General features: G+C 60.4%; 17 protein-coding genes. 12 read left to right on the plus strand and 5 right to left on the minus strand.

The genetic code is table 11. From position 1 onward, the window contains the following. Window positions 1-12 precede the first annotated feature (12 nt). The 4 genes from ACP7A2_RS09005 to gatC all read right to left on the minus strand — a co-directional run bounded on the left by ACP7A2_RS09005 (window position 13) and on the right by gatC (window position 3,752). Window positions 13-384, minus strand: a complete 372-nt coding sequence (locus ACP7A2_RS09005; RefSeq protein ID WP_426133933.1) for a septal ring lytic transglycosylase RlpA family protein — start codon at window positions 382-384, stop codon at window positions 13-15. A 156-nt stretch (window positions 385-540) separates the two neighbouring features. After that, window positions 541-1,986 carry an Asp-tRNA(Asn)/Glu-tRNA(Gln) amidotransferase subunit GatB gene (gatB, locus tag ACP7A2_RS09010; protein WP_426133934.1) on the minus strand — a complete coding sequence of 482 codons (1,446 nt, stop codon included), beginning with the start codon at window positions 1,984-1,986 and terminating at the stop codon, window positions 541-543. 10 nt (window positions 1,987-1,996) lie between these two features. Then, window positions 1,997-3,448 carry an Asp-tRNA(Asn)/Glu-tRNA(Gln) amidotransferase subunit GatA gene (gatA, locus tag ACP7A2_RS09015; protein WP_426133935.1) on the minus strand — a complete coding sequence of 484 codons (1,452 nt, stop codon included), beginning with the start codon at window positions 3,446-3,448 and terminating at the stop codon, window positions 1,997-1,999. A gap of 16 nt (window positions 3,449-3,464) precedes the next feature. Continuing rightward, a complete protein-coding gene (gene gatC, locus ACP7A2_RS09020) occupies window positions 3,465-3,752 on the minus strand; it encodes an Asp-tRNA(Asn)/Glu-tRNA(Gln) amidotransferase subunit GatC (protein ID WP_003188556.1) in 288 nt (95 codons plus the stop codon). A gap of 210 nt (window positions 3,753-3,962) precedes the next feature. On the opposite strand from gatC, the gene mreB reads away from it, so the two are divergent. The 8 genes from mreB to tldD all read left to right on the plus strand — a co-directional run bounded on the left by mreB (window position 3,963) and on the right by tldD (window position 15,164). Further along, window positions 3,963-5,000: a rod shape-determining protein MreB gene (gene mreB, locus ACP7A2_RS09025; protein WP_002555108.1), complete on the plus strand. Its 1,038-nt coding sequence runs from the start codon at window positions 3,963-3,965 to the stop codon at window positions 4,998-5,000. Between the two features lie 139 nt (window positions 5,001-5,139). Beyond that, a complete protein-coding gene (gene mreC, locus ACP7A2_RS09030) occupies window positions 5,140-6,252 on the plus strand; it encodes a rod shape-determining protein MreC (RefSeq protein WP_426134021.1) in 1,113 nt (370 codons plus the stop codon). Then, window positions 6,252-6,740 (plus strand): rod shape-determining protein MreD, encoded by a 489-nt coding sequence (gene mreD / locus ACP7A2_RS09035; RefSeq protein WP_128588513.1) that lies wholly within the window; start codon window positions 6,252-6,254, stop codon window positions 6,738-6,740. Before mreC ends, mreD begins: the two co-directional genes overlap by 1 nt. Before the next feature lie 51 nt (window positions 6,741-6,791). Beyond that, on the plus strand, window positions 6,792-7,388 hold the full coding sequence (locus ACP7A2_RS09040) for a Maf family protein (protein WP_426133936.1): 597 nt from the start codon (window positions 6,792-6,794) through the stop codon (window positions 7,386-7,388). Window positions 7,389-7,458: 70 nt separating this feature from the next. Beyond that, window positions 7,459-8,916: a ribonuclease G gene (rng, locus tag ACP7A2_RS09045; protein ID WP_426133937.1), complete on the plus strand. Its 1,458-nt coding sequence runs from the start codon at window positions 7,459-7,461 to the stop codon at window positions 8,914-8,916. 76 nt (window positions 8,917-8,992) lie between these two features. Beyond that, on the plus strand, window positions 8,993-12,808 hold the full coding sequence (locus ACP7A2_RS09050) for a YhdP family protein (protein ID WP_426133938.1): 3,816 nt from the start codon (window positions 8,993-8,995) through the stop codon (window positions 12,806-12,808). Between the two features lie 48 nt (window positions 12,809-12,856). Next, entirely contained in the window at window positions 12,857-13,705 is an 849-nt protein-coding gene (locus tag ACP7A2_RS09055; protein ID WP_426133939.1) for a carbon-nitrogen hydrolase family protein, read from the plus strand. A 16-nt stretch (window positions 13,706-13,721) separates the two neighbouring features. Then, a complete protein-coding gene (gene tldD / locus ACP7A2_RS09060) occupies window positions 13,722-15,164 on the plus strand; it encodes a metalloprotease TldD (protein ID WP_375066323.1) in 1,443 nt (480 codons plus the stop codon). A gap of 45 nt (window positions 15,165-15,209) precedes the next feature. Here the strand turns inward: tldD and yjgA are convergent, their stop codons facing one another. Beyond that, window positions 15,210-15,731: a ribosome biogenesis factor YjgA gene (yjgA, locus tag ACP7A2_RS09065; RefSeq protein WP_375066325.1), complete on the minus strand. Its 522-nt coding sequence runs from the start codon at window positions 15,729-15,731 to the stop codon at window positions 15,210-15,212. Between the two features lie 108 nt (window positions 15,732-15,839). On the opposite strand from yjgA, the gene pmbA reads away from it, so the two are divergent. The 4 genes from pmbA to ACP7A2_RS09085 all read left to right on the plus strand — a co-directional run bounded on the left by pmbA (window position 15,840) and on the right by ACP7A2_RS09085 (window position 19,568). Beyond that, window positions 15,840-17,186 carry a metalloprotease PmbA gene (pmbA, locus tag ACP7A2_RS09070; RefSeq protein WP_426133940.1) on the plus strand — a complete coding sequence of 449 codons (1,347 nt, stop codon included), beginning with the start codon at window positions 15,840-15,842 and terminating at the stop codon, window positions 17,184-17,186. A gap of 146 nt (window positions 17,187-17,332) precedes the next feature. After that, window positions 17,333-17,728 (plus strand): FagA protein, encoded by a 396-nt coding sequence (locus tag ACP7A2_RS09075; RefSeq protein WP_348057503.1) that lies wholly within the window; start codon window positions 17,333-17,335, stop codon window positions 17,726-17,728. After that, window positions 17,721-19,097: a class II fumarate hydratase gene (locus tag ACP7A2_RS09080; RefSeq protein ID WP_426133941.1), complete on the plus strand. Its 1,377-nt coding sequence runs from the start codon at window positions 17,721-17,723 to the stop codon at window positions 19,095-19,097. The genes ACP7A2_RS09075 and ACP7A2_RS09080 overlap by 8 nt, the downstream gene beginning before the upstream one ends. A 27-nt stretch (window positions 19,098-19,124) precedes the next feature. Next, the gene (locus ACP7A2_RS09085; RefSeq protein ID WP_426133942.1) at window positions 19,125-19,568 is read left to right on the plus strand and encodes a hypothetical protein; all 444 of its coding nucleotides are present in this window, start codon (window positions 19,125-19,127) and stop codon (window positions 19,566-19,568) included.

Here is a 19,568-nt window from a genome sequence, read left to right on the forward strand (position 1 = left end):
AGGGCTCCCTCATCAATTGGTTATGGCTTGCACACGCACCCGCGCGGTGCCGTTGCCCAGCATACCCAACTGCTGGGCGGCTTTGTGCGAAAGGTCGATCAAACGCCCACGGGCATGCGGGCCGCGATCATTGATGCGCACCACCACGGATTTGTTGTTATTGAGATTGGTCACCTTGACCTGCGTGCCGAAGGGCAGGCGCCGATGGGCGGCGGTCAGGGCGTTGCTGTTGAAGGGTTCACCGCTGGCAGTCTTGTTGCCATGGTGCCTGGCGCCGTAATAGGAGGCGGTGCCGGTTTCGTCGTAGCCGTGGGGGTCGATGAGGCCGCTGACGCAACCGGCCAGCAGAGAGAACAAGGCCCAAAGACCTAGTAGACGCTTCATGTTCAGATAACCCGCAATTTGAATGTGGTTGTTGGCTTGCCTGCTAACCGGCCACCTGGGTTTTTATGTTGCCCCTCGGTGATGCTATCGCAGGCAAGCCAGCTCCCACATGAGGTCGGGTTGGCTGTGAAACCCCGCCCGGACCATTCACCGTTGTCAGCCTTCGAGCTTGCTCTTCAGCAGTTCGTTCACCTGTTGCGGGTTGGCTTTGCCTTTGGAGGCTTTCATCGCCTGGCCAACAAAGAAGCCGAACATTTTGCCGCGCTTGGCTTCGTCTGCCGCGCGGTATTGCTCAACTTGCTCGGCGTTGGCCGCGAGCATTTCATCCAGCACGGCGGAAATCGCGCCGCTGTCGGTGACTTGCTTGAGGCCACGCGTCTCGATGATCTGGTCAGCGCTGCCTTCACCCGCCGCCATCGCTTCAAACACGGTCTTGGCGATTTTGCCGGAGATGGTGTTGTCCTTGATGCGCAGCAGCATGCCGCCCAACTGCTCGGCGGTGACCGGGGCTTCGTCGATTTCCAGGCCCTGTCTGTTCAACAGGCTGCCCAGCTCAACCATCACCCAGTTGGCCGCCAGTTTGGCGTCGCCGGCAATGCTCAGCACTTTTTCGAAGTAATCGGCTTGTTCACGGCTGGAGGCCAAGACGCTGGCATCGTAAACAGACAGGCCGAACTGCTCCTGGAAGCGCTCGCGTTTTTGCTGCGGCAATTCCGGCAGAGTGGCGCGCACGTCATTGAGGAACGAGTCTTCGATCACCACCGGCAACAGGTCCGGGTCGGGGAAGTAACGGTAGTCGTTGGCTTCCTCTTTGCTGCGCATGGCGCGGGTTTCGTCTTTGTTCGGGTCGTACAGGCGGGTTTGCTGGATCACCTTGCCGCCGTCTTCGATCAGTTCGATCTGGCGACGCACTTCGCTGTTGATCGCCTTTTCGATGAAACGGAACGAGTTGACGTTCTTGATCTCGCAACGGGTGCCGTATTCGGCCTGGCCCTTTGGACGGATCGACACGTTGCAGTCGCAGCGCAGCGAGCCTTCGGCCATGTTGCCGTCGCAGATGTCCAGGTAACGCACCAGCGCGTGGATCGTCTTGACGTAGGCCACGGCTTCCTTGGCGCTGCGCATGTCCGGTTCGGAGACGATTTCCAGCAACGGCGTACCGGCGCGGTTCAGGTCGATACCGGTAGCGCCCGGGAATTCTTCGTGCAGGCTTTTGCCGGCATCTTCTTCCAGGTGCGCACGGGTCACGCCGACACGCTTGATGGTGCCGTCTTCCAGCGGGATGTCCAGGTAGCCCTTGCCGACGATCGGCAATTCCATCTGGCTGATCTGGTAGCCCTTGGGCAGGTCCGGGTAGAAGTAGTTTTTGCGCGCGAACACGTTGTGCTGGCCGATTTCGGCGTCAATCGACAGGCCGAACATCACCGCCATGCGCACCGCTTCCTCGTTCAGCACCGGCAACACACCGGGCATGCCCAGGTCGACCAGGCTGGCCTGGGTGTTGGGCTCGGAGCCAAACGTGGTGGCGCTGCCGGAGAAAATCTTCGATTGGGTGGCGAGCTGGGTATGAATCTCCAGCCCGATCACAACTTCCCATTGCATAGTGTTCTCCTCAGAAGCCGGTAGGGGTGCGAGTGTGCCAGTCAGTGTTCAACTGGTACTGGTGCGCCACATTGAGCAGGCGGCCTTCCTGGAAATACGGGGCGAGCAATTGCACGCCCACCGGCAGGCCATCGACGAAACCTGCTGGCATGGACAAGCCCGGCAAGCCCGCGAGGTTGGCGGTGATGGTGTACAGGTCTTCCAGGTACTCGGCGATCGGGTCGCCGGTCTTGGCGCCGATCTTCCAGGCCGGGTTCGGCGTGGTTGGGCCGAGGATCACGTCGACTTCTTCAAAGGCTGCCATGAAGTCGTTCTTGATCAGGCGACGGATTTTTTGCGCCTTGAGGTAGTACGCGTCGTAGTAGCCGGCCGACAGGGCGTAGGCGCCGACCATGATGCGGCGTTGTACTTCGGCACCGAAGCCTTCGCCACGGGAGCGCTTGTACAGGTCGGTGAGGTCTTTCGGGTTTTCGCAGCGGTAGCCGAACCGCACGCCGTCAAAACGCGACAGGTTGGAAGAGGCTTCGGCCGGCGCGATCACGTAGTAGGCAGGAATCGCGTGCTGGTTGTTCGGCAGGCTGATTTCCTTGATCACGGCGCCGAGCTTTTCCAGCTCCTTGATGCTGTTGTGCACCAATTGGGCGATACGCGGGTCGAGGCCGGCGCTGAAATACTCTTTCGGCACGCCGATGCGCAGTCCTTTGAGCGAGGTGTTGAGGCTGGCGCTGTAGTCCGGCACCGGCTCGTCAATGCTGGTGGAGTCCTGTTTATCGAACCCGGCCATACCTTGTAACAATATCGCGCAGTCTTCAGCCGTGCGCGCCAGAGGCCCGCCCTGATCGAGGCTGGATGCGTAGGCGATCATGCCCCAACGGGAAACACGACCGTAAGTCGGTTTCAGCCCGGTGAGGTTGGTGAAGGCCGCAGGCTGGCGGATGGAGCCGCCGGTGTCGGTGGCCGTAGCCGCCGGCAAAAAGCGCGCAGCAACAGCCGCAGCCGAACCGCCGGACGAACCACCGGGCACGTGCTCCAGGTTCCACGGGTTTTTCACCGCGCCGTAGTAGCTCGATTCGTTGGCCGAGCCCATGGCGAATTCGTCCATGTTGGTCTTGCCCAGGGTCACGGCCCCGGCGGCAGCCAGCTTGGACACCACGGTGGCGTCGTAGGGCGCTTTAAAGTTGTCGAGCATCTTCGAGCCGCAACTGGTGCGAATACCCTGGGTGCAGAACAGGTCTTTGTGGGCGATCGGTGCGCCCAGCAGTGCGCCATTCTCACCGTTGGCGCGACGTACGTCGGCGGCCTTGGCCTGGCTCAGGGCCAGTTCTTCGGTGAGGCTGATGAAGCTGTTGACCTTGGGGTCCAGCGCGGCGATACGCGCCAGCAGGGTTTGGGTCAGCTCTTCGGAAGAAAACTTTTTGTCGGCGAGACCGCGGGCGATCTCGGCCAGAGTCAATTGATGCATTGCAGGCTCTTTCCCTTTAGTCGATGACTTTCGGAACCAGGTACAGGCCGTTTTCGACCGCTGGTGCGATGGACTGGTAAGCCTCGCGATTATTGCGCTCGGTCACGACGTCTGCGCGCAGGCGCTGGCTGGCTTCCAGCGGGTGAGCCAGGGGCTCGATGCCGTCGGTGTTCACGGCTTGCATTTGGTCAACCAGCCCGAGAATGCTGTTCAGGGCTGCGGTGGTCTGTGGAAGATCGGCGTCATTCAGGCCAAGCGAGGCCAGATGCGCGATTTTTTCCACGTCGGAGCGTTCAAGCGCCATGGGATTCTCCAGTGGAAAACAGAACGGAGGGCGTCCGTGTGTTAGATTGTCGGAACACTACCGCATTTCTACGGTCATATGGCCGCGATTGTGGGGGTTGGTGCACAGAAAGTCGGCCAATTTAGCACATTGGCGCCTTGCCCAAAATCCCTGTCGTTGTTAGAGTTTGCCGCACTTTTTTACCCACGCGTTGCCTAGGGTCCTTTCCCCATGTTCAAGAAACTGCGTGGCATGTTTTCCAGCGATCTTTCCATTGACCTGGGCACTGCCAACACCCTTATTTACGTGCGCGAGCGCGGAATCGTTCTGAATGAGCCATCGGTTGTGGCCATTCGGACCCATGGTAATCAGAAAAGTGTCGTTGCCGTCGGCACCGAGGCCAAGCGCATGCTCGGCCGAACACCTGGCAATATTGCCGCCATTCGTCCGATGAAAGACGGCGTGATCGCCGACTTCAGTGTCTGCGAAAAGATGCTGCAGTACTTCATCAACAAGGTTCACGAAAACAGTTTCCTGCAGCCCAGCCCTCGTGTGCTGATCTGCGTTCCGTGCAAGTCCACCCAGGTGGAGCGTCGTGCCATCCGTGAATCGGCCCTTGGCGCCGGTGCCCGCGAAGTGTTCCTGATCGAAGAGCCTATGGCTGCCGCTATCGGCGCCGGCTTGCCGGTTGAAGAAGCGCGCGGTTCGATGGTGGTGGATATCGGTGGTGGTACCACTGAAATCGCCCTGATTTCCCTGAACGGTGTGGTGTATGCCGAATCCGTGCGTGTAGGCGGCGACCGCTTCGACGAAGCGATCATTACTTATGTACGTCGCAACTACGGCAGCCTGATCGGTGAATCCACCGCTGAGCGCATCAAGCAGGAAATCGGCACGGCCTACCCGGGCGGCGAAGTTCGCGAAGTTGATGTTCGCGGTCGCAACCTGGCCGAAGGTGTTCCACGTGCCTTCACCCTGAATTCCAACGAAGTGCTGGAAGCTCTGCAAGAGTCCCTGGCCACTATCGTTCAGGCTGTGAAGAGTGCCCTGGAGCAATCGCCGCCGGAACTGGCTTCCGACATCGCCGAGCGTGGCCTGGTACTGACCGGTGGTGGCGCCTTGCTGCGCGACCTCGACAAGTTGCTGGCTCAGGAAACCGGTCTGCCGGTGATCGTCGCCGAAGACCCGCTGACTTGCGTCGCGCGTGGCGGTGGCCGTGCACTGGAAATGATGGATAAACACACCATGGACCTGCTCTCCAGCGAATAAGATCGCGCGCAGGGTTCATGCTTTGCTCGCAGGCGGCACTTTGCAGTGCTGCCTGTTGGCGTTTATCTTCTTCAATCTGCATCCAGGCCGGTTTGATGCCGTATGAATAAAGAGAACATTTGCCTGGGAGGAGCGGCTTATTAAACCGCTTTTCGCCAAAGGCCCCTCATTGGGCGTGCGCTTATTGGTGCTGGTCGTGCTTTCGGTCGCGCTGATGGTGGTCGATGCCCGCTTTGCACTGCTCAAGCCTGTGCGTAGCCAGATGTCGCTGGTGTTGATGCAGACTTACTGGATCACCGACCTGCCGCAACGTCTCTACCAGGGCGTGGCCAGCCAATTCGGCAGCCGCACCGAGCTGGTCGCCGAGAACGAAAAACTCAAGACTGAAAACCTGCTGTTGCAGGGGCGCATGCAAAAGCTCGCGGCCCTCACCGAGCAGAACGTTCGGCTGCGCGAGTTGCTCAATTCTTCCGCGCTGGTCAACGAGAAGGTCGAAGTGGCCGAGTTGATCGGCATGGACCCCAACCCCTTTACCCATCGCATCATCATCAACAAGGGTGAGCGCGACGGTGTGGTTCTTGGCCAGCCAGTGCTCGACGCCCGTGGCTTGATGGGCCAGGTGGTTGAGTTGATGCCCTACACCTCGCGAGTGCTGCTGCTGACGGACACGACTCACAGCATTCCGGTGCAGGTGAATCGCAACGGCTTGCGTGCGATTGCCAGCGGCACCGGTAACCCGGAACGCCTGGAATTGCGCCATGTGGCCGACACCGCAGACATCAAGGAGGGCGACCTGTTGGTCAGCTCCGGCCTCGGTCAGCGGTTCCCGGCGGGCTACCCGGTGGCGACGGTCAAGGAAGTCATCCACGATTCAGGTCAACCATTTGCCATAGTACGGGCCGTCCCGACTGCGGCTCTGAACCGCAGTCGCTATCTGCTGCTGGTGTTCAGCGACAACCGCACCCCGGAAGAGCGTGTCAACGACGCCGCCCAGGCTCAGGAAGCGGAAGACAAGCAAAACGGTACCGCGCCGATTGTTCCCGCCACCGTACCGAAGCCGGCATTCGTCGGGCCGCCTGCGCCGCCCGCCACTCCGGCAGCGCCGGTGGCAACTCCGGTCAAACCGGCAGCCCACAGCGCGCGCCCAGCCAAGCCGGCGGCCAAGCCCGCAGCCACCACGCCTGCCACCACGACGCCTGCAGCCAGAGCTCCGGCCGCTGCTCCGGCAACCACGCGGCAGAGGGAGGAATAATGGCCGGTACACATTCGCACAATGGCTGGATCGTCTGGCTGACGTTTGCCATCGGTTTGCTGCTCAGTGTTTCGCCACTGCCCCAATTCATGGAGATTCTGCGCCCGCTTTGGCTGGCCTTGCTGCTGGCCTTCTGGTCGCTGACCTTGCCGCATAAAGTTGGCATGGTCACGGCGATGTGCCTGGGCTTGGCGGAAGACGTGCTCTATGGCACCTTGCTGGGGCAGAACGCGCTGATCCTCACCCTGATTACGTTCCTGGTGCTGTCGTTGCAGCAGCGTTTGCGCATGTTCCCGATGTGGCAGCAGTGCCTGGTGATCCTGGTGATCTTCGGCCTGGCGCAGTTGGTGCAACTGTGGCTCAGCGCCCTGACCGGTAATCGTCAGCCCACCCTGGCGTTGGTATTGCCGGCCCTGGTCAGCGCATTGCTGTGGCCATGGGTCAGTTTCGGTCTGCGTGGCTTACGTCGTCGCTACAAAATCAATTGAATGGATTGCGAGGCTCTGCCTGGTTATCGAACGTCACAGGGAGAGTCTGCAATGAATTCGCTTTATCTGGCCTCGGGCTCTGCGAGGCGGCGTGAACTGCTGACCCAGATCGGTGTGCCCTTCACCGTGGTCAGTGCCGCGATTGATGAAACCCCTCTTACAAACGAAACCGCTGTTGCCTACGTCGAGCGCCTCGCGCGCGGCAAGGCAGCGGCGGGTTTTGCTGCGCTCGAAAAAAATCTCCAGGCCTGTGTGCTGGGTGCCGACACCGCCGTGATCGTTGACGGCCAAATCCTCGGCAAACCAGTGGATCAGGCGGACGCGCTGGCGATGTTGGTGGCGCTTTCTGATCGAGAACATGAAGTCCTTACCGCCATCGCCCTGACTGACGGCCAGCGTTGCGAAACACTGTGCGTCAGCAGTCGCGTACGTTTTCGCAGTATTTCTGTCGAAGAGGCTACAACCTACTGGCACAGTGGTGAACCTCAGGACAAAGCCGGCGGCTATGCTATTCAGGGGCTTGGTTCGGTGTTTGTCGCCGGGCTCAATGGCAGCTATTCCGCCGTGGTAGGCCTGCCGGTGTGCGAAACCGCGCATCTGCTCAGCCAATTCGGCATACCCTGTTGGCAACACCTTACCGCGCGCTGACCGCCGTATTACAGCGCCCAGCCTTTAGCGATCGGTCACTATTGTGAAAACGCCTGAACGAGACCCAGCCATGAGTGAAGAGATTCTGATCAATATCACGCCGATGGAATCGCGCGTGGCGGTGGTAGAGAACGGTGTTCTGCAAGAAGTGCACGTCGAGCGCACTCAAAAGCGCGGGATCGTCGGCAACATCTATAAGGGCAAGGTAGTGCGCGTCCTGCCGGGCATGCAGGCGGCGTTCGTCGACATCGGCCTGGACCGCGCGGCGTTCATCCACGCCTCGGAAATTTCCCTGCGCGAAGGCCCGGCGGTCGAGAGCATCAGCGCCCTGGTGCATGAAGGGCAGAGCCTGGTGGTGCAAGTCACCAAGGACCCCATCGGTTCCAAAGGCGCACGCTTGACCACCCAGCTGTCGATCCCTTCGCGCTATCTGGTGTACATGCCGCGTACGGCGCATGTTGGCATTTCCCTGAAAATCGAAGACGAAGCCGAGCGCGAGCGCCTGAAAAAGGTGGTCAGCGATTGTGTGGCTGCCGAGGGCATCAAGGAGGCGGGCGGCTTCATCCTGCGCACCGCCGCTGAGGGCGCCGGCGCCGATGAAATCCTCATGGACATCCGCTACCTGCGGCGCTTGTGGGATCAGATCGGCGCGCAGATCAAGACCATCGGCGCCCCCAGCGTGATTTATGAAGACCTCGGCCTGGCCTTGCGTACCCTGCGCGATTTGGTCAGCCCGAAGATCGAGAAAATTCGCATCGACTCGCGGGAAACCTTCCAGCGCACCACGCAATTTGTTGCCGAGCTGATGCCGGAAATTGCCGACCGCCTCGAGCATTACCCCGGCGAGCGACCGATTTTCGACCTGTATGGCGTTGAAGACGAAATTCAGAAAGCCCTGGAGCGCAAGGTGCCGCTTAAATCCGGCGGCTATCTGGTGGTAGACCCGGCGGAAGCCATGACCACCATCGACGTCAACACTGGCGCGTTCGTGGGCCATCGCAACCTCGAAGAAACCATCTTCAAGACCAACCTCGAAGCGGCCACCGCGATCGCCCGCCAGCTGCGCCTGCGTAACCTGGGCGGCATCATCATCATCGACTTCATCGACATGGAAGATGAAGAGCACCAGCGTCAAGTATTGCGCACCCTTGAGAAGCAGTTGGAGCGCGATCACGCCAAGACCAATATCATCGGCATCACCGAATTGGGCCTGGTGCAGATGACGCGCAAACGCACCCGCGAGAGCCTCGAGCAAGTGCTGTGCGAGCCTTGCAGCAGTTGCCTGGGGCGCGGCAAGTTGAAGACTCCCGAAACGGTTTGCTACGAGATTTTCCGGGAAATCTTACGGGAGGCGCGTGCCTACCAGGCCGAAGGTTATAGAGTGCTTGCCAACCAGAAGGTGGTCGATCGGTTGCTGGATGAAGAGTCCGGTAATGTCGCTGAATTGGAGGGTTTTATCGGGCGCACCATTCGCTTTCAGGTCGAAACCATGTATTCCCAGGAACAATACGACGTGGTGCTGCTCTGATCCCCAATCGCTTTCTTTCTTCGAGACCGGCAGACCTTGATCTGCCGTCCGCCTATTGCTTTGAGGGTCGCCTGACATGGAGCGTCTGATACGCTTTTTTGCCGCTTTGACCCGTTGGGGCTTGGGCCTCTGTGCGTTGCTGTTGGTATTGGCGGCGGTGTACGTGAGCCTGGGTCGTGAACTGACCCCGCTGGTGGCCGAATATCGCGCCGAAATCGAAGCCAAGGCCCAGGCCGCCGTTGATATGCCTCTGCAGATTGGTAGCCTTGAAGGGCGCTGGAGCGGTTTTGCTCCGGTGTTGCTGGCCCACGACGTGATGGTCGGTGAGGGTAACAGTGCCTTGCGTCTGGACCAGGTTGAAGTGGTGCCAGACCTCTGGGCCAGCCTGATGGCGCGTGAAGTGCGCATCGCCCATCTGGAAGTCAGTGGCCTGCAGTTGAGTGTGAAGGAAGACAAGGACGGGCACTGGGCGCTGCAAGGCCTGCCGTTGCAGGATGACCAGCCACTGGACCCGGAGCAGTTGCTCACGCGCCTGCAAAGGGTCAATCGTGTGTCAGTGCTGGACAGCCAGGTGACGTTGCAGCCGTTCAATCAGGCGCCGTTGACTTTGACTTACGTGGGCTTGAGCCTGGAAACCGACACCAGCCACCAACGGCTCGATGCACGCCTGACGTTGCCTGACGGCCAGCCGTTGGCATTGAGCCTGCGCACGCGCATCCGCGCCAGCCAGTGGAAAGACGGCGAAGCCCAGGCTTACCTGAGCCTGCCGCAGAGTGATTGGGCCAAGTGGATTCCGGCCAGCCTGACCCAGCAATGGAAACTTACGCAGTTCAAGGCCGGCGGCGAGTTCTGGCTGGATTGGGCCAAGGGCACGGTACAAAGCGCTGTGGTGCGCCTTCATTCACCCCAGGTAAAGGGCAGCTACGCCGACCGCAAGCCTGTCCATATCGAAAACCTCGCCCTGACGGCTTACCTCCAGCGTAGCGACAGCGGCCTGAAGGTTCTGTTTGATTCATTGGCGATGAATATCGGCGAGACACGTTGGGAGTCGCACCTGCAATTGCAGCAAACCCTGGCGACCGACAAGGATCTGGAAGTCTGGAAGCTGCAGGCCGACCGCCTCGACTTGACCCCCATCACGCCGCTGCTCAACGCCTTGGCGCCGTTACCGGAAGGTTTCGCCAGGACCATCGAACACCTGAAAGCCACTGGCGTGTTGCGCAACGTGCTGGTGGATTTCCGTCCTCAGGACACCACGGACAAGAAAGTCAGTTTTGCAGCCAACCTTGAGCGCGTCGGCTTTGATGCCTATAGCGGCGCACCGGCTGCACGTAATGTGTCCGGCAGCATCAGCGGTGACTTGGGCCAGGGCGAGCTGCGCATGGACAGCAAGGATTTCTCCCTGCACCTGGATCCTATCTTCGCCAAGCCGTGGCAGTACATCCAGGCGAACGCGCGCCTGACCTGGAAGCTGGATAAAGAAGGCTTCACGCTGATCGCACCCTACATCAAGGTGCTGGGTGAGGAGGGCAAGGTCGCCGCCGACTTCCTGATTCGCCTGCATTTTGACCATAGCCAGGAAGACTACATGGACCTGCGGGTCGGTATGGTCGATGGCGATGGGCGCTTCACCTCCAAATATCTGCCTGCGGTGCTGAGCCCGTCTTTGGACGAATGGCTGCGCACGGCAATCCTCAAGGGAGCGGTTGACCAGGGTTTCTTCCAGTACCAGGGCTCGTTGAACCACGACGCATTGCCAGCAGCACGCAATATCAGCCTGTTCTTCAAGGTGCATGACGCCGAGCTGGCCTTCCAGCCTGGCTGGCCGCATGTGAGCAAGGTCAATGGCGAGGTGTTCGTCGAAGAGACCGGCGTGCGTATCGTGGCGAACAAGGGTCAATTGCTCGACACCAAGGTTAAAGACGTCTACGTCAATATTCCTCACGCGCCTGCTGGCAAAGACAGCCATCTGTTGATCACCGGTGGGTTCGCGGGTGGCTTGGGCGATGGCCTGAAGATCCTCCAGGAAGCGCCCATCGGCACAGATTCAACCTTCGCCGGCTGGAAGGGAGAGGGCGACCTGCACGGCAAGCTGGATCTGGATATCCCGCTGGCCGAAGACACCGAGCCCAGGATTGTGGTGGACTTCCAGACCGACAAGGCCCGCCTGCAATTGGCGGAACCGACTCTGGACCTGACCCAGCTCAAAGGCGATTTTCGTTTCGACAGCGCCAAGGGCTTGAGCGGGCAGAACATCTCGGCACAGGCGTTTGATCGCCCCATCACGGCGCAGATTGCTGCCGATGGCCACCCGGGCAATATCACCACCCGCGTCAGTGTCAAAGGCCAGGTCACGGTCAAGCGGCTGACGGACTGGCTGAAAGTCAGTCAGCCACTGCCTATATCCGGTGATATCCCCTATCAGTTGCAACTCACCCTGGCTGGCGCCGACAGCCAATTGATGGTCAGCTCCAACATGAAGGGCGTTGCCGTGGACTTGCCTGCACCCTTTGGCATGCCGGCCAGCCAAGGGCGCGACAGCGTGTTCCGCATGACCTTACAGGGCGCTGAGCGGCGCTATTGGTTCGACTATGGCGAGCTGGCGAGCTTCACCTTCGCGTCGCCCCCGGATAATTTCAATGACGGTCGTGGGGAGTTGTTCCTCGGCGATGGTGATGCCGTGTTGCCTGCCACCAAAGGCTTGCGTATTCGCGGCGTGCTGTCGGAGCTGGACATCGACCCGTGGAAAAAACTCGCAAACCGCTACGCCGGTAATGATCCAGGCGGCAGTGCCAAGCAACTCCTCAGCGGCGCTGACTTCAAGGTGGGCAAGCTGACTGGCTTTGGCAGCCAATTTGATCAGGTCAGCTTGCAGATGGCTCGTAAGCCGGCAGCGTGGGGCTTGCAGCTCGACAGTCAGCAGGCCAAAGGCTCGGTCAACCTGCCGGATGCCAAGGGCGCGCCGATTGCGATCAACCTGCAATACGTGAAGCTGCCGGCGGTGGACCCGACGGTGCAGGCGGATGAAAACGCGCCGGACCCGTTGGCGGATATCGACCCTAAAGACATCCCCGCGCTGGATATTTCAATCAATCAATTGTTCCAGGGGCCGGATCTGGTGGGCGCCTGGTCGCTGAGAATCCGGCCAACGGCCAAAGGCTTGGCCTTCAACAACCTCGACCTTGGCCTCAAGGGCATGCAACTCAACGGTGCCGGTGGCTGGGAAGGCGCGCCGGGGGCCAGCAGCAGTTGGTACAAGGGCCGTCTGGATGGCAAGAACATCGCCGATGTGCTCAAGGGTTGGGGTTTTGCGCCGACCGTGACCAGTGAGGACTTCCACCTGGACGTGGACGGTCGTTGGCCGGGGTCGCCGGCCTGGGTTGGGCCCAAGCGTTTTTCCGGCAGCCTGGATGCGGCGTTCCGCAAAGGGCAGTTTGTGGAAGTGGAAGGCGGCGCGCAGGCCTTGCGAGTGTTTGGCTTGCTCAATTTCAACTCCATTGGCCGCCGTCTGCGTCTGGATTTCTCCGACCTGCTCGGCAAAGGCTTGAGCTACGACCGGGTCAAAGGCTTGCTGGCCGCCAGTGATGGCGTGTTCGTGACCCGTGAACCCATCACCATGACGGGCCCTTCTACCAACCTTGAGCTCAACGGGACCCTGGATTTGGTGGCTGACCGCGTCGACGCCAAGCTGCTGGTGACCCTGCCGGTGACCAACAACCTGCCGATTGCCGCGCTGATCGTGGGTGCACCCGCCATCGGTGGCGCGTTGTTCCTCATCGACAAGCTGATCGGTGACCGTGTTTCGCGCTTCGCCAGCGTGCAGTACAAGGTGGAAGGCCCGTGGAAGGATCCAAAAATCACCTTCGACAAGCCATTTGAAAAACCAAACTGAGAGCCTGTGGAGTAGCATGGCCGCATGCCTATTACGGAGTGTCGGCCCATGCCCTTTGCGGTAATTCAAATGGTCAGCCAGAGTGATGTGCTGGCTAACCTGGCCCAGGCCCGGCGCTTGCTGGAACAGGCAGCAGCGGGAGGTGCGAAGCTTGCGGTGCTGCCGGAAAACTTCGCCGCCATGGGCCGCCGCGACGTGGCAGATATCGGCCGCGCCGAGGCGTTGGGTGAAGGGCCGATCCTGCCATGGTTGAAACAGACCGCCCGCGACCTCACCTTATGGATAGTGGCCGGCACTTTGCCGTTGCCTCCAGAGGGCCAGCCGAACGCCAAGTCCAACGCGTGCTCGCTGCTGATTGATGATCGCGGTGAAATCGTTGCCCGCTACGACAAGCTGCATCTGTTCGATGTGGATGTCGCCGATGCGCGGGGTCGCTATCGAGAATCCGATGACTATGCTTTCGGGAGCAACGTGGTAGTGGCGGATACGCCCGTCGGTCGGTTGGGCCTGACGGTGTGTTACGACCTGCGTTTCCCGGAGCTGTACAGCGAGTTGCGTGCAGCCGGGGCTGAATTGATTACCGCGCCCTCGGCGTTTACGGCGGTGACCGGCGCCGCGCATTGGGACGTGCTGATTCGCGCGCGGGCCATCGAAACCCAGTGCTATGTGCTGGCGGCGGCGCAAGGCGGTGTGCACCCTGGGCCACGCGAGACCCATGGGCATGCGGCGATTGTCGACCCGTGGGGGCGTGTACTGACACAACAGGATACAGGCGAGGCGGTGTTGTTGGCCGAACGCGACAGCAGTGAACAGGCGTCGATACGGGCGCGCATGCCGGTGGTCAACCACCGGCGCTTTTTCTCGCAGGGCGCGCAGCGACCTGCTTCGGAACGATGAATTTAAGGCCAAACCTATGAGCACGTTGTTGTCCTCAGTCAGTGAACACCTCCTGGCACCCGGTGGCGTGACCATCGAAAGCTTGCAAACCGTCCTCGGCGATCTGGCCGGGCCGGGCATCGACGCGGCCGACCTGTATTTTCAGGGGCAGATTTCCGAGTCGTGGGCGCTGGAAGACGGCATTGTCAAGGAAGGCAGTTTTAACCTCGACCAAGGCGTGGGCGTGCGTGCGCAGTCTGGCGAAAAAACCGGTTTTGCTTACAGCAACGCAATCACCCTTGAAGCACTGGGCTTGGCGGCTCGTGCTGCGCGCTCGATTTCCCGCGCGGGCCAAAATGGCACGGTGCAGGCGTTCAGCACCCAGGACGTGGCCCAGTTGTACGCGCCGGATAACCCATTGGAAGTGATCAGCCGTGCGGAAAAGGTCGACTTGCTCAAGCGCATCGACGCGGCTACCCGTGCCCTCGACCCGCGTATCCAGCAGGTGACCGTGAGCATGGCAGGCGTGTGGGAGCGCATTCTGGTCGCGTCTACCGATGGCGGCCTGGCGGCGGACGTACGCCCTCTGGTGCGTTTCAACGTCAGTGTGATCGTCGAGCAAAATGGCCGTCGTGAGCGCGGTGGCCATGGCGGCGGCGGCCGTACTGACTACCGTTATTTCCTGACTGAAGACCGCGCCATGGGGTATGCCCGTGAAGCGCTGCGCCAGGCACTGGTCAACCTGGAAGCCATTCCGGCGCCCGCAGGTACCTTGCCGGTGGTATTGGGCTCGGGTTGGTCCGGGGTTCTGTTGCACGAAGCGGTGGGCCATGGCCTGGAAGGCGACTTCAACCGCAAGGGCAGCTCGGCTTACAGCGGGCGCATGGGCGAGATGGTTGCGTCCAAGCTCTGCACTATCGTCGATGACGGCACCCTGGCCGGTCGCCGTGGCTCGCTGAGCGTCGACGACGAAGGCACGCCGACCGAGTGCACCACGCTGATTGAAAACGGCGTGCTCAAGGGCTACATGCAAGACAAGCTCAACGCCCGCTTGATGGGCGTGGCCCGCACCGGTAACGGCCGTCGCGAGTCCTATGCACATTTGCCGATGCCGCGCATGACCAACACCTACATGCTCGGTGGCGAAAGCGATCCGGCGGAAATCATCGCCTCGGTAAAACGCGGCATCTACTGCGCCAACCTCGGCGGCGGCCAGGTGGATATCACCAGCGGCAAGTTCGTGTTCTCCACCAGCGAGGCGTACCTGATCGAAGACGGCAAGATTACCGCGCCGGTCAAAGGGGCGACGTTGATTGGTAACGGGCCAGAGGCCATGAGCAAGGTGTCGATGGTCGGTAACGACCTGTCGCTGGACAGCGGCGTAGGCACATGCGGCAAGGATGGGCAGTCGGTGCCGGTGGGTGTCGGCCAGCCAACGCTGAAAATTGATGCGATCACCGTGGGTGGCACGGGGTCGTAAGTCGTGGAGCTTCGGGTGGCGAAGACCGCCACCCGCGGAAGAGGATCAGCGCAGACCGCGTTGAGTCTCGTCCAGCTCACGGATGTACTTGAAAATTTTACGGCTGGTGGCCGGAGCCTTGTTTTGCGCCGCTTCGTGCTGGGCCTGACGAATCAGGGAGCGCAGTTGCTGGCGGTCGGCGTCCGGGTAGTCCACTACAAACTTCTCCAGTACGGCGTCATCGCCCGCGATCAGGCGGTCACGCCAACGTTCCAGGTTATGGAAACGTTCGTTGTACTGGCGAGTGGAGGCATCCAGTTGATCGAGCAAAGTGAGGATCGCGTCAGTGTCCTGGTCGCGCATCAATTTGCCGATAAACATGATGTGCCGTTTACGCGCGATATTCGCGGTGTGCTTGGGCGCATCCGCCAGAGCCCGACGCATTTCGTCGGTCAGTGGCAGTTTTGCAACCAAATCCGGCTTGAGCGTTGTAAGGCGCTCGCCAAGGTCAACCAGAGCATGCAGCTCGCGTTTGACTTGGGTTTTGCTTTTCTCCCCGTCGAGGGAGTCGTCGTAAGAATCAACCATGGTGGCAGTCCGCAAAGAAACGCCGCCATGATAACCAGTCGGGGGCCGCTTGTCCGGCCCGGTCGCTCGATGGCCTTAACCGAAAGCAGAATTTGAGTGGAGAAAACCATGAGTGCAGCCCAAAGCGTCGGTCCGCAAGCGTTACCGGCACTGCAGGAACAAGTCGAGCAGATCATTGCCGAGGCCAAGCGCCAGGGGGCCAGTGCCTGTGAAGTGGCGGTGTCGCTGGAGCAGGGGCTGTCGACGTCGGTACGCCAGCGGGAAGTGGAAACTGTTGAATTCAACCGGGATCAGGGGTTTGGCATCACCTTGTATGTCGGGCATCGCAAAGGCTCGGCCAGCACCTCGGCAAGCGGCCCGGAAGCGATTCGCGAGACCGTTGCCGCTGCGTTGGCAATCGCCAAGCACACTTCCGAAGATGAAAGCTCGGGTTTGGCTGACAAGGCGCTGATGGCCAAGGATCTGAAGGATTTTGATCTGTTCCACGCCTGGGACATCACCCCTGAAAGGGCTATCGAGCTGGCGCTGACCTGCGAAGCGGCAGCATTCGACGCCGATGCCCGCATCAAGAACGCCGATGGCACCACCTTGAGTACGCATCAGGGATGCCGCGTGTATGGCAACAGCCATGGTTTTATCGGCGGCTACGCCTCCACTCGCCACAGCTTGAGCTGCGTGATGATCGCCGAAGCCAATGGCCAGATGCAGCGCGACTACTGGTACGACGTGAACCGTCAGGGCGAATTGCTCGCCGACCCGGTGAGTATCGGCCAGCGTGCTGCGCAACGGGCTGCGAGCCGTTTGGGCGCGCGCCCGGTGCCAACCTGTGAAGTGCCGGTGCTGTTTTCGGCGGAGCTGGCCGGTGGTTTGTTCGGCAGTTTCCTGGGCGCGATTTCCGGTGGCAACCTGTACCGCAAGTCTTCGTTCCTGGAAGGCGCAATCGGTCAGGCGTTGTTTCCTGAGTGGCTGACCATTGATGAACGCCCGCACCTGATGCGCGCCATGGGCAGTTCCTCGTTTGACGGTGACGGCCTGGCGACCTATGCCAAGCCGTTCGTTGAGAAGGGTGAGCTGGTTTCCTACGTACTGGGCACTTATGCCGGTCGCAAGCTCGGTCTGCCAAGCACCGCCAACTCCGGCGGCGTGCATAACCTGTTCGTGACCCATGGCGATGAAGATCAGGCCGCGTTGTTGCGCCGTATGGGGCGCGGCTTGCTGGTCACCGAGTTGATGGGCCATGGCTTGAACATGGTCACCGGCGATTATTCGCGAGGAGCGGCAGGTTTTTGGGTGGAAAATGGTGAGATCCAGTTCGCCGTCCAGGAAGTGACCATCGCAGGCAATATGCGCGACATGTTCAAACAAATCGTTGCCGTGGGTAACGACCTTGAGCTGCGCAGCAATATTCGCACCGGTTCGGTACTGATCGAGCGAATGACCGTCGCCGGCAGCTAACCTGCACGACGCTTCAAAAAGGCGCGCCATCGTAAAGATGGCGCGCCTTTTTTTATGGCCGCGGTTAAGCGCTATCAACAGGCTGTGCTTGTTTTGATTCTTAATATCATTTAATAATAAATCTCATTACCGAGCGAGTGTGGATCATGAGTTCTGTCCTGCATGAGGATCCGTATCTGGAAAGCTGGCGCTGGATGAGTCGTCAGATTCGCTGCGGCCTCAATCCCAATGAACCTCGCCTGATCGAACATTACCTCAATGAGGGTCGATACCTGGCGTGTTGCACTGCAACTCACCCGTGGACCATCGCAGAAACCTCATTGCGCCTGCTGATCGACACCGCCCGCGATATTGCCTTGCCCTGGCACTGGCGCTCCGCGTGCCTGGATCAGGCCTGGCGCCCCCTGCGCGACCTGGAAAAACTCTCTCACTGTGCCTGCCGCCTCAAGCGCTGGCAGACCTTTGCCTGGCAATTGGCGACCTGCGAATTGCTGCCGTCCCTTTCTGTTTCTGACCTGGTGCAAGGATCTAACGATGAGTAACACCCGAATCGAACGCGACAGCATGGGCGAGCTGCAAGTGCCCGCCGAGGCGTTATATGGCGCCCAGACCCAGCGCGCGGTGAACAATTTTCCGATCAGTCATCAATGCATGCCGGCGCAATTCATCCGTGCCCTGATCCTGGCCAAAGCCGCCGCCGCCAAGGTCAATGTGGACCTCAAGCAAATCAGCGAAGGGCAGGGCAACGCCATTGTCGACGCCGCCCAAGGCTTGCTCGAAGGCGATTTCATGCAGCACTTCCCGGTGGATATCTTTCAGACCGGCTCCGGCACCAGTTCCAACATGAATGCCAACGAAGTGATCGCTACGCTCGCCAGCCGTTTGCTTGGCGAGCCGGTCAATCCCAACGACCACGTGAACTGCGGCCAAAGCAGCAACGACATCATTCCGACCACCATTCACGTGAGTGCCGCGCTGGTCCTGCATGAAAAAACGCTGCCGGCGCTGCTGCACCTTGTGCAGGTTATCGAGCAAAAAGCCGAAGAGGTTCACCCGTTCATCAAGACCGGCCGCACGCACCTGATGGATGCGATGCCGGTGCGCATGAGCCAGGTGCTCAATGGCTGGGCACAGCAACTCAAGGCCAATATCGGCCACTTGCAGGACCTGCTGCCAAGTTTGCAGGCGCTGGCCCAGGGCGGCACGGCGGTCGGGACCGGGATCAATGCACACCCGGAATTCGCGGCGCGTTTCAGCGCGCAACTGAGCAGCCTGACCGGCGTGAAGTTCACCCCGGGCAAAAACCTGTTCGCGCTGATCGGCTCCCAGGACACTGCCGTCGCCGTCTCCGGTCAGTTGAAAGCCACTGCGGTATCACTGATGAAAATCGCCAACGATTTGCGCTGGATGAACTCCGGCCCGCTCGCTGGCCTGGGTGAAATCGAGCTTGAAGCGTTGCAGCCTGGCTCGTCGATCATGCCGGGCAAGGTCAACCCGGTAATCCCGGAGGCCACTGCCATGGTTGCCGCGCAGGTGATTGGCAATGACGCGGTGATCACCGTCGCCGGCCAATCGGGCAACTTCGAGTTGAATGTGATGCTGCCGATCATCGCGCAGAACCTGCTCGGGAGCCTCGAACTGCTGGCCAATTCAAGCCGCCTGCTGGCCGACAAAGCCATCGCCAGCTTCAAGGTCAACGAAGCCAAGCTCAAGGAAGCGTTGTCACGCAACCCCATTCTGGTCACCGCACTCAACCCGATCATTGGTTACCAAAAGGCCGCTGAAATTGCCAAGAAGGCCTATCAGCAAGGTCGCCCGGTGATTGATGTAGCCCTGGAACACACGGACTTGCCGCGCAGCCAACTGGAGATCCTGCTGGATCCGGAAAAGCTCACCGCCGGCGGCGTGTAATCACCGACCCTGCTTTGGAGGCTCACCATGGAGCACTGGAAACGCACGATCGAACGGGCCAATCGCTGTTTTATGGCTGGCGAATTGGTCGACGCACGCGAGGCCTATCTGCAAGCCCTGGCCCTGGCTCAAGTGTTGTTCGAGCGCTGGGCGAATGCCGACGAAGCAGTGGCGGCCTGCGTCATTTCCCATCACAACCTGGCGGACCTGCACCTGCACCTGCATCAGCCTGAGGAGAGCGCCGAATACCTCTGCGCCATCCATCAGCGTCTGTTGCAGACCATGCAGGACCCGCGCCTGAGCGAAGCATTGCGCGAGGCGGCGTTGCGCCAGAGCAGCAAGACCTACGTTGAATTGTTGAATTTCATCAGCGACCACGGCGAGTACCCGCGTACTCATCGCCTGCTGGGCGGCGCCGCGGCGCAACCGTATGCCTCGTCCCGCAATAATCCTTATTACGGAGCTCATTGA

Origin of the sequence: Pseudomonas sp. PWP3-1b2 (assembly GCF_049896045.1) — a bacterium.
Taxonomy (GTDB): Bacteria; Pseudomonadota; Gammaproteobacteria; order Pseudomonadales; family Pseudomonadaceae; genus Aquipseudomonas; species Aquipseudomonas antarctica_B.